Source organism: Paraburkholderia sp. (assembly GCF_004298475.1).
GTDB classification, from domain to species: domain Bacteria; phylum Pseudomonadota; class Gammaproteobacteria; order Burkholderiales; family Burkholderiaceae; genus Paraburkholderia; species Paraburkholderia denitrificans.
Genome location: NZ_SCRP01000014.1, coordinates 13,736 through 27,650, shown reverse-complemented (window position 1 = coordinate 27,650; position 13,915 = coordinate 13,736). Strand labels below are relative to the sequence as shown.

The window sequence follows — 13,915 nt, the reverse complement described above, 5'->3', positions numbered from 1 at the left end:
GGGTTTCTCCGTCCTGCCTGCGGCTTTTTTCTTTTTCGCTGCTGATTATTGTGCGCGCAACGCCCGCTATGCCCGCTACGCGCGTTGCGCCATCCCACAGCGCCGCGCGTAGTGTTCGTCATGCATCGCGATTGCGGCGTCGATCTGCCGCAAATACGCCAGTTCGTCTTCGAGCGCCTTGCGCGCGAGTGCGGGCGTGGTCGGCACGAAGCACACGCCGCCCATCAGACGCACCTGCGCGAGCTTCCACAAATCGGCGCGGATCACCGAGCCGATCTTCGGATAGCCGCCGGTGGTCTGCGCGTCGCTCATCAGCACGATCGGCTGACCGTTGGGCGGCACCTGGACCGTGCCCGGCAGCACCGCGTGCGAGAGCAGGTCCGCGCCGCTTTCGCGCACGAGCGCCGTGCCCGACAGGCGGTAGCCCATGCGGTTGCTGTTCGGCGTGACGCGCCATTCCTCGGACCAGAACGCGTCCTGCGCTTCGGGCGTGAAGCTGTCGTATTCCGGGCCGCGCAGCACGCGTACCCGCACCACGCTCCATGCGTCCGCGTCCGCGTTCGTGCGGCGGCGATGCTGGCGGTGCGGCTCGTGCACGTAGCCGAAGTCGCACAGCAAGGGGGATTTCACGCCGAATGGCGGCGCATCCGGCGATAACGATGCGCGCCCGGGCCCGGGCGCCGCGCTTGCGCCCGTGGCGAGGTGGTCGCCGTCCTTGAGCGCGCGGCCTGCGAGTCCGCCGAAGCCCGCCGTGAGATCGGTGCTGCGCGAGCCGAGAATCGGCAGGACGTCGATGCCGCCCGCAACGCAGACATAAGCGCGCATCCCACGCTGCGCGTTGTTCAGCACGAGTTCTTCGCCCGCCGCGACGGGCAGGCTCCACCAGGGCCACGCCGCGCCCGTTTCCGCGCCTGTTCCCTGGCTTGTACCGAGCGTTGCGCCGTAATCGGCGCCCGTAACGGCGATGCGCGTCGCGCGCGCGAAGCGCAGCACGACGGGGCCGAGCGTCACTTCGATGCCCGCAGCATCGGGCCGGTTGCCGACGAGCCGGTTGCCGACTTCGAGCGCGAGCGCATCGAGCGCCCCGGCTGTCGCGACGCCGAGGTGCCGGTAGCCGTATCGGCCGGGATCCTGGATTGTGGTGAGCGCGCCCGCGCGCAGGACTTCGATCATGCGCATAGCTCCGCGACGGTGAAGTGCACGCGGTCGCCGGGCAGGAGCAGCGTGGGCGGGTTGTGCGTGGGATCGAAGAGCGTCAGCGCGGTGCGGCCGATCAGTTGCCAGCCGCCCGGCGACTTCGCGGGATAGATGCCCGTCTGCTCGCCGCCGATGCCGACCGATCCGGCCGGTACGGCGAGGCGCGGCTCGCGGCGGCGCGGCGTGTGGAGCGCGGCTTCGAGTCCGCCGAGATAGGCGAAGCCCGGCTGGAAGCCGAGAAAGAACACGGTGTAGACACCGGCGGCGTGGCGTGCGGCGACATCGGCGGCATTGAGGCCCGTGTGATGCGCAACGGCTTCGAGGTCGGGGCCGTTTGCGCCGCCGTATGCGACCGGGATTTCGATGTCGCGGCCTGCACGCGGCGCGATGTCGGCGTCGCACCAGGCCGTTTCGAGCGCGCGTGTGAGCGAGGCGGAGTCCGCAGCGAGCGGATCGAACGTGATCGTCAGGTTGTTCATGCCGGGCACGACTTCGCGCACGGACGCCCAGTCGCGCGCCAGCGCGGCGACGGCCCAGACGCGGCGCTGGACTTCGAGCGTGGCGGGCGGCGGCACTTCGCAGACGAGTGCTTCGTCGCCGAGCGCAAAGATGCGAGGAGCAAGATTCGACATGGCGTTGCAAGGGGACGGGTCGTACCCGGATTGTGCCCTTCGCGCACGCAACGTGTCGGCTTGGTGTGAGCGTGGCGCGCGTTCGGTGCAGGCGGTGCAGGCGGTGCAGCCGGTGCGACTGCGCGCGATGTCAGCGCGCAGTCGATCCACACTTGACGCGCGCACTCAACTGGCCATCAGCAGGCCTTGATGCGCACTTTGATGCGGGCGGTGAGGTGCGTGCGGGCATCGGTGACGACGGCGTCGAGCGGCAGGTCATGCGCTTCGCGTTCGAGCAGGCCGGTCTCGATGCGGCACGCTTCGTACGCAATCCCGACCGTGACGGGCAGCGCGTCGCCGGGCCAGTCGGCCAGCGTGCGGTCGTAATAGCCGCCGCCGTAACCGAGCCGGTAGCCGTCGGCATCGAAGCCCACGCAGGGCACGAGCAGCAGATCGGGCGTCGCGCTCACCTGCGAGGCCGGTTCGGGGATGCCGTGATGGCCTTCGCGCATCGGCGCATCGGGGGTCCAGAGGTGAAAGGCGAGCGGCGCATGACGTTCGCGAATCGCGGGCAGCGATGCGCGCCGCGACGGATCGCCTGCGAGCCAGGATGCGATCCAGGCGCGCGCATCGAACTCGCCGCGCAACGGCCAGTAAAAGCCGATCGATCGAGGCGCGAGGTGTTCGACGAGTGCCGCGAGCCGGGTTTCGAGCGCGGCGTTCAGAGCCCCATCAGATGCGGCTTCCAGACGTGTTGCGAGGAGTCGCGCACGGTAGCTCTTTTTGGATTCCGGGCGAGGGTTGCATGCTATCCTTGGGTCCACCTCGTGCTCCAGAAACAATGATGTCCAAACGCTTTGTCCGAGTATATCGCGCGGCCGGTTTCGCGCTGGCCGCCGCGGCACTCGTTGCCTGCAGCACGGCGTCCGCCGTGCGGCCCGCCGCCGTTTCCCAGGGCGCGCAACTTTCCCCCGACGACCAGACTTTCATTCAGCTTCGCGAAGCTGCGCGCAACAACGATCCCGCGCGCGCCGCGCAACTGGCTGCAACGATTCCGGGCTATCCGGCACAGTCGTATCTCGAGTACTTCCAGATCAAGCCGCAGTTGTTCGACTCGCAGGGTCACGCGCGCATCGACGCGCCGGACGCGCCCGTGCTCTCGTTCCTGCAGCGCCACGATGGCGAGGCGATTGCCGACCGTCTGCGCAACGACTATCTGCTCGTGCTCGGCGCGCGCCACGACTGGGCGAACTTCGATCAGCAGTATCCGCGCTTCGTCCTCAACGACGACACGCAGGTGAAGTGCTACGCGCTCGAATCGCGCGCGGCGCACGGCGAGAACGTCGCAAACGATGCGCGCGCACTGCTCACCGAACCGCGTTACTACGGCGACGGTTGCGTCGACCTCGTGACGGCGCTGGCCATCAAAGGCCAGTTCACGAGCGACGACGTGTGGCAGCAGATCCGCCTCGCCTACGAACAGAACCAGACCACCACGGGCGACCGGCTGCTCGGCGGCCTCGCGCAACAGCCCGACCCGACCGCCGCCGCGCAGGCCACGAGCACGCCGCCGCTCACGCTCGCACGCGGCGTGAGCGCCGATCCGCAGTCGCACCAGCTCGCGCTGCTCGCCGTCACGGTGATGGCGCGCAACGATCCGGCGATGGCCGCCGCGACCTGGGCCGCCGTCGCGCCTTCGATGTCGTCGCCCGAGCGCGCCATCGGCTGGGGCACGATCGGCTATCAGGCCGCGCTCAAGCGCCTGCCCGGCGCGCTCGACTGGTATCGCCTCTCGGCGAACGCGCCGCTCTCGAATGCCGCCTACGAATGGCGCACGCGCGCGGCGCTGCTCGGCGGCGACTGGACCATGGTGCGCTGGTCGATCGAGCAGATGCCCGCCGCGCTGCGCGCGCAGCCCGCGTGGGTCTACTGGCACGCGCGCGCGCTCAAGCAGAGCGGCCAGAATGCCGACGTGGCGCAGGCGAACCAGGAGTTCGCGCAGATTTCGCCGGGCTATAACTTCTACGGCCAGCTCGCGCTCGAAGAGCTCGGCCAGAAGATCACGATTCCGCCGAAGGTCACCGTGACCGACGACGAAATCGCCCAGGCCGGGCGCACGCCGGGCTTCGCGCTTGCGCAGCGTTTCTATGCGATGAATCTGCGGTTCGAAGGCAATCGCGAATGGAACTGGCCGCTGCGCGGCATGACGGATCGCCAGTTGCTTGCCGTCGCCGAATACGCGCGGCGTATCGACCTGCTCGACCGCACCGTCAACACGGCGGACCGCACGAAATCCGAGCATGACTTCTCGCTGCGCTTTCTTTCGCCGTTTCGCAATATCGTCGAGCGCGATGCGCAGTCGAACGGTCTCGACGTCGAATGGGCCTACGGGCTCATCCGCCAGGAGTCGCGCTTCATTCTGAACGCGCGCTCGGGCGTCGGAGCGAGCGGTCTCATGCAGATCATGCCGGCCACGGCGCAGATGGTCGCGAGAAAGATCGGCCTCGGCCCGCTCTCGCGCGCGCAACTCGACAACATCGACACGAATATTCTTCTCGGAACCAACTATTTGTCGATGATCTACAATCAGTTCGACGGTTCAGCCGTGCTCGCCACCGCGGGCTACAACGCCGGACCGGGCCGCCCCCGCGCGTGGCGGCAGTCGTTGCAGCAGCCTGTCGAGGGCGCTATCTTCGCGGAAACCATTCCGTTCACGGAAACCCGCGACTACGTGAAAAATGTGTTGTCGAACACGGTCTACTACGCGGCGCTGTTCGAGGGCCGCCCGCAATCGCTGAAGGCGCGTCTCGGCTACATCGCACCCTAAGCGCAGCGCCGCCGCGCCCGCCCGGGCGCCGGCGGCCCACGACGGCGCGCACCGCACCCCGCTTTGCGCGCGCCGGCCGGGCGAATCCGGTTCTCGATTTCTCGTGCCGCTTGCACAAGGGAGGTCGGAGATGCGACATCAAGCCATCGCGGTTATCGGCGGTTCGGGGTTCATCGGCAGCCATCTCGTCAACGCGCTCGTCGAGGCGGGCAAGGACGTGCGCGTCGCGACCCGACGACGCGCCAACGCCCGCCATCTCACCCTGCTTCCCATCGATGTGATCGAAACCGATGTGTTCGATCCCGTTGCGCTCGCGAGCTTCGTCGAAAACGCCGACGCCGTCATCAATCTCGTCGGCACGCTCGACGGCGGGCGCGGCGATCCTTACGGCCCCGGCTTCGCGCGACTGCACGTCGAACTGCCGACGAAGATCGTCGCCGCATGCGAAGGCAAGGGCGTCCACCGGCTCATTCACGTGAGCGCGATCGGCGCCGATCCGCGCGGGCCCAGCATGTATCTGCGCTCGAAGGGCGACGGCGAAAAGGCCGTGCACGCGTCGGCGTCGCTTGCCACGACGATCTTCCGGCCGTCGGTGGTGTTCGGCCCCGGCGACACGTTCCTCAACCGCTTCGTGTTCCTGCAAAAACTCTTTCCGGTGATTCCGCTCGCGATGCCCGATGCGAAATTCCAGCCGGTCTATCTCGCCGACGTGTCGGCGGCGATCGTCAATGTGCTCGATCTCGACGCCGCAAGCGGGCACACTTACGAACTCGGCGGGCCGAGCGTCTATACGCTCGAACAGTTGCTGACGTATTGCGGCGACGTGGTGGGGCGGCATGCGCGCATCGTGCGGCTGCCCAACACGCTTGCGCGGTTGCAGGCGTTCTCGTTCGAAATGGCGCCTGGCGTGCCGGTGCTCACGCGCGACAATCTCGATTCGATGAAAGTCGACAGCGTGCTCTCCGGGCCGCTCGCGCCGGAACTCGGCATCGAGCCCGCGAGCCTCGAAACGATGGCGCCGCTGTATCTGGGCGACGCGGCGCAGCGCTCGCGGCCCAAGGTGTTCCACACGAGCTAGCATGCTCCTCCATCCACTCTTAACCTGATGGTCGTGATGAAACTCGCTATTGGAGACAAGAATTACTCTTCGTGGTCGATGCGGCCGTGGCTGCTGCTCACGCATTTCGGCATTCCGTTCGACGAAGTGCTGATCGAACTCGACGAGCCGGGCACGAAGGCGGCGATCCTGCAGTACTCGGCGTCGGGCAAGGTGCCGTGCCTGATGCCCGACGACGGCTTCGCCGTGTGGGATTCGCTCGCCATTGCGGAGACGCTTGCCGAGCGTTTCCCGAAGCATGCGCTGTGGCCGCGCGACGCGAATGCGCGTGCCCGCGCGCGCAGCGTGAGCGCCGAAATGCATTCGGGTTTCTTCGCGCTGCGCAACGCCATGCCGATGAACATCCGCCTGAAGCGCCCCGGCGTGGGCACGGCGCCGGACGTGCTCAGCGACATCGCGCGCATCGATGCGATCTGGCGCGAGTGCCTCGCCGCCAGTGGCGGACCGTTCCTGTTCGGCGAATTCAGCATTGCCGATGCGATGTACGCGCCGGTCGTGATGCGCTTCAACAGCTATCATCCGCAGCTCTCGCCGGAAGCGGGCGCATACTCGCGGCGCGTGACGGCGCTGCCCGCCGTTGCCGCGTGGATCGCGGCGGCGCGCAGCGAAACGCACATTGTGGCCGACGACGAATTCGACGAATGAAAATCTACGTTGTAGGCGGTGCGATCCGCGACGAGATGCTCGGGCTGCCCGTGCGCGACCGCGACTATGTGGTGGTGGGCGCGACGCCCGAGCAGATGGCGGCGCAGGGATATCGTCCGGTGGGCAAGGACTTTCCGGTGTTTCTGCATCCGCACACGCATGAGGAATACGCGCTTGCGCGCACCGAGCGCAAGACCGCTGCGGGCTACCACGGCTTCCAGTTCTTCTACGCGCCCGAGGTGACGCTCGAAGAAGATCTCGCGCGGCGCGATCTCACGATCAACGCGATGGCGTGCGAAGTGCTCCCGGGCGATGTCATGGGCGCTGAGGTGGTCGATCCGTTCGATGGCGCGGGCGACCTGAAAGCACGCGTGTTCCGGCATGTGAGCGATGCGTTTCTCGAAGACCCCGTGCGTATCCTGCGCATCGCACGCTTCGCGGCGCGCTTTGCCGACTTCACCGTTGCGCCCGCAACAATGATGCTGATGCGGCGCATGGTCGAAGCGGGCGAAGTCGATGCGCTCGTGCCCGAGCGCGTATGGCAGGAAGTGGCGCGCGGACTCATGGAGAACAAGCCGTCGCGCATGTTCGCGGTGCTGCGCGAATGCGGCGCGCTCGCGCGCGTGCTGCCGGAAGTCGAAGGCCTCTTTGGCGTGCCGCAGCGCGCGGACTATCACCCCGAAATCGATACCGGCGTGCACGTGATGATGGTGATCGACCACGCGGCGGCGCAAGGCTACACGCTGCCGGTGCGTTTCGCCGCGCTCACGCACGACCTCGGCAAGGCGACCACGCCTGCGGACGTGCTGCCGCGCCACATCGGCCACGAAGGCCGCAGCGTGGATCTGCTCAAGCCGCTGTGCGAGCGTCTGCGCGTGCCCAACGAATGCCGCGATCTGGCCGTGCTGGTCGCGCGCGAGCACAGCAACGTGCATCGCGTGACGGAGATGGGCGGGGCCGCGCTCGTGCGCCTGCTCGAACGTTGCGACGCGCTGCGCAAGCCCGCGCGCTTCGCCGAGGCGCTACAGGCGTGCGAGGCGGATCTGCGCGGGCGGCTCGGCTGGGAGCAGGCGCCGTATCCGCAGGTCGAGCGGCTGCGTGCGGCGCTGGCGGCGGCGCGCGGCGTCGACGCGGGCGCAATCGCGCGCGATTGCGGCGGTGGTGCGGAGAAGATCAAGGACGCGGTGCACGGCGCGCGCGTGAAGGCCGTGGAGGACGCGCTGGCGCAGGTGTGAGCGCTGCGGGTTGCTTGCGCCCGCAGCGTCCTCAGCGCCCTCAGCGCACGTTGCTCAGAGCGCGCGCACGAGTAGCGAAAGCAACAGCGACAGCACGAGCGTCGACATGAACGGCAGCGGGTATTCGCGGCCGAAGAGGCGCAGCGTGACGTCGCCGGGCAGTCTGCCGATGCCGAGCTTGCGCAGCCACGGCTGCGCACCCGAGAGGATCGCCACGGCGATGAACGTGGTGATGAACCAGCGGATCATGGGGGCTAGAGTGTGTGGCTGCGATCACCGCGTGCGAATGCGGTGAGGGTTCCGTCGATGCCGCGCGAGAACGCGATCACCTTGAAAAGCTCGCCCATCTCCGATTCGGAGACGAGTTTTTGCACCGCATTTGCGGCGGGCAGGAAGCGCGCGACATCGCGCGGATCGATTTCCGAGAGCACTTCCGTAATGCCCGCGTTCATCAGAAAGCGCGCCTGCGAGGTGTAGCCGAGCAGATCCGCGCCCGCCTCGACGCCCGCGTGCGCGATGCCCGTGAATTCCACGTGCGCCGTGATGTCCTGCAAGCCCGGATAGAGGAAGGGATCGTCGTGCGCGCGATGGCGGTAGTGGCACATCAGCGTGCCCTGCACGCGCTGCGGATGATAGAACTCGCCGCTCGGGAACCCGTAGTCGATGAAGAACGCGGCGCCGTGCACGAGCATCGTACAGACGGTGCGCGTGAACGCGAGCGCCGCGTCGTGCGTTTCGGCGATGTAGTCGTCGCTGCCCTCGATGCCGGCGAGCACGCCTTCGGGCCAGTGCGCGTCGGCTCCGTTGCCTGCGCTGCCGCCGCTCACCGCCGGCCGGTCGGCGAACACGAACGCGCCCTGCGCGTTCACCGCCACGCCGCGTTCGTGCCACACGGCGTCCTTGCGGGCAAAAAGCCGCACCGGCATCGCGTCGAGCACTTCGTTGCCGATCACCACACCCTCGAACTGCGCGGGCAGGGCGTCGAGCCACGTCACGCGGTCCACGAGATGCGGCGCGCGCGCTTCGAGGGTTTCGCGCTGGCGCGCGCGCAATTCGCCGGAAAGATCGACGATGGCATACGAATCGAACGCGACGCCGAGCGCGTCGAGTGCGAGCAGGATGCCAGCCGCGAGCTTGCCCGTGCCCGCGCCGAACTCCATCAGCGCGCGCGTGCCGCTCGCCGCGAGCGCTTCGGCGAGCGCGCGCGTGAGCGTCGAGGCAAAGAGGGGCGAGAGTTCCGGCGCGGTCACGAAGTCGCTGCCGTCGGCGGCGAAGAGGCCGAACTTGCGTACGCCGCCGCTGTAGTAGCCGAGCCCCGGCGCGTAGAGCGCGCGCTCCATATAGCGCTCGAACGGCAGCCAGCCGCCTGCCGCGGCGATCTCGGCGCGCAAGGCGGCGGCAAGCGCCTCGGACTGCGCGAGCGCGGCCGGTTCGGGAACAGGTAAACTATCGGGTTCGTGAGCTTTCGGATTCATTCCGCCATTGTAAATGGCTCTATCGTGATTTTTGGGGATAGCGGAGGATGCGCCTCCCCATCGCCTGCCGAGTATCATGCAGGATTAAATCCTGTTGCAATCTGGGGAGGCATCACGTGCGAACAACCCAACAGTTCAGCATTACGCTGCCCGCCGAGTTAGCGGCGCTGGTGCGCGCCAAGGTCGAGAGCGGTGAATACGCATCGGACAGTGAAGTTATCAGAGATGGATTGCGGACGCTTGCCGCTCGCGACCGGGCCGTCGAATCGTGGCTCCTGAGCACGGTCGCACCGGCATACGAAGCATTGAAGGCTGATCCGTCGCGGGCGCTGACTACCGGGCAGGTTCGCGAGCGCCTTGCCGCCAAACGTCAGACCCGCACGCCGAAAGCCTGATGACGGCGTTCAACGTCGAATTTGCCCCCGAGGCGGTGCAGCAACTCGAAGTGCTTGAGGGCTACATTGCCGGCCAGGGCTCCCCGCGCGTTGCTGCTACTTATGTCGACTCGATCATAGAGTATTGCGAGAGCCTGAGATCGTTCCCGCAGCGGGGCGTGCCGCGCGACGATATCCGGCCGGGCTTGCGGATCACCCACTACCGCGGGAGCGCGATTATTGCGTTTGCTGTGATCGACGCAACCGTTTATATCCTCGGCGTGTTCTGCGGTGGCCAAGACTACAATGCTGTGCTGTCCGTGATCGCCGACTAACGAATAGCACCTTATGTTGCGACGCTCCAGGCAGCAGCGGGAGCGCAACCTGTTGATTGATATAAATTTTGTTTGTCCCTGCAGATTTCATTGCACATGAGCGCACCTACCGGTTCCCGCCCGTCTAGCGGTTCCGCCGAGGCCTCCGCCGCATCCCGTCCTTCCGGCCACGGTTCGTCCGTGGGCGCCTTGTCGCGCGTGGTGCTGGTCACGGGCGGCGCGCGCCGGATCGGGCGCGCGCTGTCGCTGGGCTTTGCGGCGCGCGGCTGGGACGTGGCGGTGCATTTCGGCGGCTCCGGGGACGCGGCTGACGAACTCGTCGCGCAGATCGAGGCGCTCGGGCGGCGTGCGGTGGCGCTGCATGCCGACCTCGCGAGCGAGGCCGACGTCGCGCGGCTCGTGCCCGCCTGCACGGCGGCGCTCGGGCGGCCCGCGTGCGTGCTGAACAACGCGTCGTCCTTCGATGAAGACACGGCGCGCGACATCGGCTACGAGAAGCTGCTCAACTTGATGGCGATCAACGTGGGCGCGCCGCTCGTGCTGGCGCGCACGCTGTACGAGGCGACGCCCGATGCCGCCGTGGCCGACGAATCGCAGCGCACCTGTGTGATCAACGTGCTGGACCAGAAGCTGTACAACATGAACCCGGATTACCTCTCGTACACGCTGACGAAGGCCGCGCTCGCGAACGCCACCGTCGCGCTCGCCCAGGCGCTCGCGCCGAAGGTGCGCGTGGTCGGGCTCGCGCCGGGCCTCACGCTGCAGTCGGCCGACCAGACGCCGGAAGGCTTCGAGGCCGCGCACAAGCTGACGCCGCTTGGCCGTGCGTCGCGGCCCGCCGATCTCGTCGAGGCCGCGCTGTATCTCGCGGGGGCTTCGGGCGTGACCGGCACGACGCTCGTGGTCGACGGCGGACAGCACCTCGTGCCGCTGCCGCGCGACGTGATGTATCTGACGGGAGCATGAGCGGCGGCACGCGAAACGATGCGCCGGAACAAGAGTCCTGCGCGGCACAGCGCGAAACCTGCGCGTGCGCACGAAGGAATACCGTATGAACCGCCGGGCGCTTGGCGCCCGCGCGCGTGCCGCGAAGGCACGCTTTTTTATCGACTGGAACGACTATGTCCGCCGTCTTGCTGCACCCCCGGCTCGCCGATTGCCGCCGGCTCTTTTTGCGCAACTACGAAGTCAACATCAACATCGGCGTGCACGACTTCGAAAAACGCGGCGAACAGCGCGTCGTGATCAACGTCGATCTCTTCGTGCCGCTCGCGCAGACCACGCCGCTCGAGGACAAGCTGCGCGAAGTGGTCGACTATGACTACATGCGCGCGACCGTGGCCGCGCGCGTGAGCCAGGGCCATATCCATCTGCAGGAAACGCTCTGCGACGATCTCGCGACCGCGCTGCTCGCGCACCCGCTCGTGCGCGCGGTGCGCCTCTCGACCGAGAAGCCCGACGTTTATCCGGACTGCGACGCGGTGGGCGTCGAAGTCTTTCGCATCAAAGAGGACTGAGTCATGAACGCCCCCCAAAACGTCTCCGTCGAGGCGCGCGCCATCGAGGACGGCAGCGCCGCCGCAGCCGTGACCGCGCCGGATGCGCCGGAAGCGGCACAGGCGCAAGGCAGCGGCCGCCCCGCGATGACGCGCCGCGAGCAGAAGGACGCCTACGAGAACAACAAGCTCTTCAAGCGGCTCATGCACCAGGTCGGCCAGGCAATCGGCGACTACAACATGATCGAGAACGGCGACAAGGTGATGGTGTGCCTCTCGGGCGGCAAGGACAGCTACGCGCTGCTCGACATCCTCATGCGCCTGCGCGAGCGCGCGCCGATCGACTTCGAGATCGTGGCCGTGAACCTCGACCAGAAGCAGCCCGGCTTTCCCGAGCATGTGCTGCCCGAGTACCTGACCAAAGTCGGCGTGCCGTTCCACATCGAGAACCAGGACACCTACGGCATCGTCAAGCGCCTCGTGCCCGAGGGCAAGACGACGTGCTCGCTGTGCTCGCGGCTGCGCCGCGGCATTCTGTACCGCGTGGCGGGCGAGCTGGGCGCGACCAAGATCGCGCTCGGCCACCATCGCGACGACATTCTCCAGACGCTCCTGCTGAACCTGTTCTACGGCGGCAAGCTGAAGGGCATGCCGCCCAAGCTGCAGTCCGACGACGGCAAGAACATCGTGATCCGGCCGCTCGCGTACGTGAAGGAAACGGATCTCGAGAAATTCGCGGAACTGCGCGAATTCCCGCTGATTCCGTGCAACCTCTGCGGCAGCCAGCCCAACCTCAAGCGCGCCGAAATGAAGGCGCTGATCCGCGAGTGGGATAAGCGCTTCCCGGGCCGCGTCGAAAACATGTTCAACGCGCTCGGCAACGTCGTGCCGTCGCACCTGATGGATGCGTCGCTGTTCAGCTTCAAGGATCTGCGCACGACGGGCGTGGTCGATCCGCTCGGCGACATCGCCTTCGACGACGATCCGTGCTCGGCCGACACGCCGTCGCTCACCGCCGAAGGCACGCCGATTTCGTTTGCGAAGCTCGACGATCTGTAAGGTCGCGTTTGATTCCGCGTTCGACGCGCGCGGGGCCGACCGTGCTCATCCGGCCCCGTCAGACCGCCGCTTGCGGGTAGGCCCGCATGCTAGAATCGGCGGCTTCAAATTCCCCTTCACCGATGCAATGAACATCGTGATTCTCGCGGCAGGCATGGGCAAGCGCATGCATTCGGCGCTGCCCAAAGTGCTGCATCCGCTGGCCGGCCGGCCGCTTCTCTCGCACGTTCTCGATACCGCCCGCACGCTCGAACCGACCCGCCTCGTCGTCGTGATCGGCCATGGCGCCGACGCGGTGCGCGCAGCGGTCGCCGCGCCCGACGTCCAGTTCGCCGTGCAGCACGAGCAGCGCGGCACGGGCCACGCGCTCGCGCAGGCGCTGCCGTTGCTCGATACGAGCGTGCCGACGCTCGTGCTTTACGGCGACGTGCCGCTCACGCGCGCCTCGACGCTCAAGCGTCTTGCAGACGCAGCGCGCGTGGCCGGAGAGAAGGCCGGTTACGGCATCCTGACCGTTACGCTCGACGATCCCGCAGGCTACGGGCGCATCGTGCGCGATGCGGCGGGCAAGGTGGTGCGCATCGTCGAGCAGAAAGACGCGAGCGAGGCGGAGCGCCGGATCGCCGAGATCAACACGGGCATCATCATCACGCCGAGCGCGCCGCTCGCGAGCTGGCTCGCCGCGCTGAAGAACGACAATGCGCAGGGCGAGTTCTATCTCACCGACGTGGTCGAGCACGCCATCGCGGCGGGCCATCCGGTCGTCACGGCGCAGCCCGACGACGAAGCCGAAACGCTCGGCGTCAACAGCAAGCAGCAGCTCGCCGAACTCGAGCGCGTCTATCAGCGCAACGTGGCCGAGTCGCTGCTCGTCGCGGGCGTGACGCTCGCGGACCCTTCTCGCATCGACGTGCGCGGCACGCTCGCGTGCGGGCGCGACGTGTTCATCGACGTGAACTGCGTGTTCGAAGGCGACGTGACGCTGGCGGACAACGTCACCATCGGCCCGAACTGCGTGATCCGCCAGGCCGCGATCGGCGCGGGCACGCGCATCGACGCCTACACGCACATCGAGAACGCGCGCGTCGGCGCGCAGGCCGTGCTCGGACCGTATGCGCGTCTGCGCCCGGGAACGCAGCTTGCTGACGAGGTCCACGTCGGCAATTTCGTCGAGATCAAGAACGCGAACATCGGTCACGGTTCGAAGGCGAATCACCTGAGCTACGTCGGCGACGCCGATGTCGGCGCGGGCGTGAACATCGGTGCGGGCACCATCACCTGCAACTACGACGGCGCGAACAAGCACCGCACGGTGATCGGCGACAACGTGTTCGTCGGCTCGGATACGCAACTGGTCGCGCCGGTGCGCGTGGGCCGCGGCGTCACGATCGCGGCGGGCACGACGGTGTGGAAGGACGTCGCCGACGACATGCTCGTGCTCAACGAAAAATCGCAGGTCTCGAAGTCCGGCTACGTGCGACCGGTCAAGAAAAAGAAATAAAGAAATAACGCAGCCCCCGGACTTTTTATTGCAAAGGATCGAA

15 protein-coding genes are annotated in these 13,915 nt (G+C 67.2%); 10 read left to right on the top strand and 5 right to left on the bottom strand.

Going from position 1 to position 13,915, the window contains the following annotated elements:
• Positions 1 to 75 precede the first annotated feature (75 nt).
• The 3 genes from EPN59_RS08325 to EPN59_RS08315 all read right to left on the bottom strand — a co-directional run bounded on the left by EPN59_RS08325 (position 76) and on the right by EPN59_RS08315 (position 2,620).
• Complete coding sequence (locus tag EPN59_RS08325) at positions 76 to 1,173, bottom strand: biotin-dependent carboxyltransferase family protein (protein ID WP_293034353.1); 1,098 nt, start codon at positions 1,171 to 1,173, stop codon at positions 76 to 78.
• A complete protein-coding gene (gene pxpB / locus EPN59_RS08320) occupies positions 1,170 to 1,829 on the bottom strand; it encodes a 5-oxoprolinase subunit PxpB (protein WP_293034354.1) in 660 nt (219 codons plus the stop codon). Before pxpB ends, EPN59_RS08325 begins: the two co-directional genes overlap by 4 nt.
• A gap of 176 nt (positions 1,830 to 2,005) precedes the next feature.
• Positions 2,006 to 2,620, bottom strand: coding sequence for a 5-formyltetrahydrofolate cyclo-ligase (locus EPN59_RS08315; RefSeq protein ID WP_293034371.1), 615 nt, complete (start codon positions 2,618 to 2,620; stop codon positions 2,006 to 2,008).
• Between the two features lie 32 nt (positions 2,621 to 2,652).
• Between EPN59_RS08315 and EPN59_RS08310 the strand changes: the two genes are divergently transcribed.
• The 4 genes from EPN59_RS08310 (at position 2,653) to EPN59_RS08295 (ending at position 7,632) form a co-directional block, all read left to right on the top strand.
• Entirely contained in the window at positions 2,653 to 4,635 is a 1,983-nt protein-coding gene (locus tag EPN59_RS08310; protein ID WP_293034372.1) for a lytic transglycosylase domain-containing protein, read from the top strand.
• A gap of 130 nt (positions 4,636 to 4,765) precedes the next feature.
• On the top strand, positions 4,766 to 5,713 hold the full coding sequence (locus EPN59_RS08305) for a complex I NDUFA9 subunit family protein (RefSeq protein ID WP_293034355.1): 948 nt from the start codon (positions 4,766 to 4,768) through the stop codon (positions 5,711 to 5,713).
• A gap of 36 nt (positions 5,714 to 5,749) precedes the next feature.
• Positions 5,750 to 6,397, top strand: coding sequence for a glutathione S-transferase family protein (locus EPN59_RS08300; RefSeq protein WP_293034356.1), 648 nt, complete (start codon positions 5,750 to 5,752; stop codon positions 6,395 to 6,397).
• A complete protein-coding gene (locus EPN59_RS08295) occupies positions 6,394 to 7,632 on the top strand; it encodes a multifunctional CCA addition/repair protein (protein ID WP_293034357.1) in 1,239 nt (412 codons plus the stop codon). The genes EPN59_RS08300 and EPN59_RS08295 overlap by 4 nt, the downstream gene beginning before the upstream one ends.
• A 54-nt stretch (positions 7,633 to 7,686) precedes the next feature.
• Here EPN59_RS08295 and EPN59_RS08290 read toward each other — a convergent pair whose 3' ends face one another.
• Together EPN59_RS08290 and EPN59_RS08285 are read right to left on the bottom strand one after the other, a co-directional pair.
• Positions 7,687 to 7,881, bottom strand: coding sequence for a DUF2905 domain-containing protein (locus tag EPN59_RS08290; RefSeq protein ID WP_293034358.1), 195 nt, complete (start codon positions 7,879 to 7,881; stop codon positions 7,687 to 7,689).
• Positions 7,882 to 7,886: 5 nt separating this feature from the next.
• Positions 7,887 to 9,107 carry an SAM-dependent methyltransferase gene (locus tag EPN59_RS08285; RefSeq protein ID WP_293034359.1) on the bottom strand — a complete coding sequence of 407 codons (1,221 nt, stop codon included), beginning with the start codon at positions 9,105 to 9,107 and terminating at the stop codon, positions 7,887 to 7,889.
• A 116-nt stretch (positions 9,108 to 9,223) separates the two neighbouring features.
• Between EPN59_RS08285 and EPN59_RS08280 the strand changes: the two genes are divergently transcribed.
• From EPN59_RS08280 to glmU, 6 genes are all read left to right on the top strand, one after another.
• A complete protein-coding gene (locus EPN59_RS08280) occupies positions 9,224 to 9,502 on the top strand; it encodes a type II toxin-antitoxin system ParD family antitoxin (protein ID WP_293034360.1) in 279 nt (92 codons plus the stop codon).
• Positions 9,502 to 9,816, top strand: a complete 315-nt coding sequence (locus tag EPN59_RS08275; RefSeq protein ID WP_293034361.1) for a type II toxin-antitoxin system RelE/ParE family toxin — start codon at positions 9,502 to 9,504, stop codon at positions 9,814 to 9,816. The genes EPN59_RS08280 and EPN59_RS08275 overlap by 1 nt, the downstream gene beginning before the upstream one ends.
• A gap of 96 nt (positions 9,817 to 9,912) precedes the next feature.
• On the top strand, positions 9,913 to 10,782 hold the full coding sequence (locus tag EPN59_RS08270; protein ID WP_293034362.1) for an SDR family oxidoreductase: 870 nt from the start codon (positions 9,913 to 9,915) through the stop codon (positions 10,780 to 10,782).
• Between the two features lie 155 nt (positions 10,783 to 10,937).
• Positions 10,938 to 11,333, top strand: a complete 396-nt coding sequence (locus EPN59_RS08265; RefSeq protein WP_293034363.1) for a dihydroneopterin aldolase — start codon at positions 10,938 to 10,940, stop codon at positions 11,331 to 11,333.
• Between the two features lie 126 nt (positions 11,334 to 11,459).
• Entirely contained in the window at positions 11,460 to 12,371 is a 912-nt protein-coding gene (gene ttcA, locus EPN59_RS08260; protein WP_293045882.1) for a tRNA 2-thiocytidine(32) synthetase TtcA, read from the top strand.
• A gap of 127 nt (positions 12,372 to 12,498) precedes the next feature.
• On the top strand, positions 12,499 to 13,872 hold the full coding sequence (gene glmU, locus EPN59_RS08255) for a bifunctional UDP-N-acetylglucosamine diphosphorylase/glucosamine-1-phosphate N-acetyltransferase GlmU (RefSeq protein WP_293034364.1): 1,374 nt from the start codon (positions 12,499 to 12,501) through the stop codon (positions 13,870 to 13,872).
• Positions 13,873 to 13,915 lie beyond the last annotated feature (43 nt).

Coding starts and splice junctions, on each gene's coding strand:
- EPN59_RS08285 (WP_293034359.1), bottom strand. CDS start 9,107: ATGAATCCGAAAGCTCACGAACCCGATAGTTTACCTGTTCCCGAACCG.
- EPN59_RS08310 (WP_293034372.1), top strand. CDS start 2,653: ATGTCCAAACGCTTTGTCCGAGTATATCGCGCGGCCGGTTTCGCGCTG.
- EPN59_RS08300 (WP_293034356.1), top strand. CDS start 5,750: ATGAAACTCGCTATTGGAGACAAGAATTACTCTTCGTGGTCGATGCGG.
- ttcA (WP_293045882.1), top strand. CDS start 11,460: ATGACGCGCCGCGAGCAGAAGGACGCCTACGAGAACAACAAGCTCTTC.
- EPN59_RS08275 (WP_293034361.1), top strand. CDS start 9,502: ATGACGGCGTTCAACGTCGAATTTGCCCCCGAGGCGGTGCAGCAACTC.
- EPN59_RS08295 (WP_293034357.1), top strand. CDS start 6,394: ATGAAAATCTACGTTGTAGGCGGTGCGATCCGCGACGAGATGCTCGGG.
- EPN59_RS08325 (WP_293034353.1), bottom strand. CDS start 1,173: ATGATCGAAGTCCTGCGCGCGGGCGCGCTCACCACAATCCAGGATCCC.
- EPN59_RS08305 (WP_293034355.1), top strand. CDS start 4,766: ATGCGACATCAAGCCATCGCGGTTATCGGCGGTTCGGGGTTCATCGGC.
- EPN59_RS08290 (WP_293034358.1), bottom strand. CDS start 7,881: ATGATCCGCTGGTTCATCACCACGTTCATCGCCGTGGCGATCCTCTCG.
- pxpB (WP_293034354.1), bottom strand. CDS start 1,829: ATGTCGAATCTTGCTCCTCGCATCTTTGCGCTCGGCGACGAAGCACTC.
- glmU (WP_293034364.1), top strand. CDS start 12,499: ATGAACATCGTGATTCTCGCGGCAGGCATGGGCAAGCGCATGCATTCG.
- EPN59_RS08270 (WP_293034362.1), top strand. CDS start 9,913: ATGAGCGCACCTACCGGTTCCCGCCCGTCTAGCGGTTCCGCCGAGGCC.
- EPN59_RS08265 (WP_293034363.1), top strand. CDS start 10,938: ATGTCCGCCGTCTTGCTGCACCCCCGGCTCGCCGATTGCCGCCGGCTC.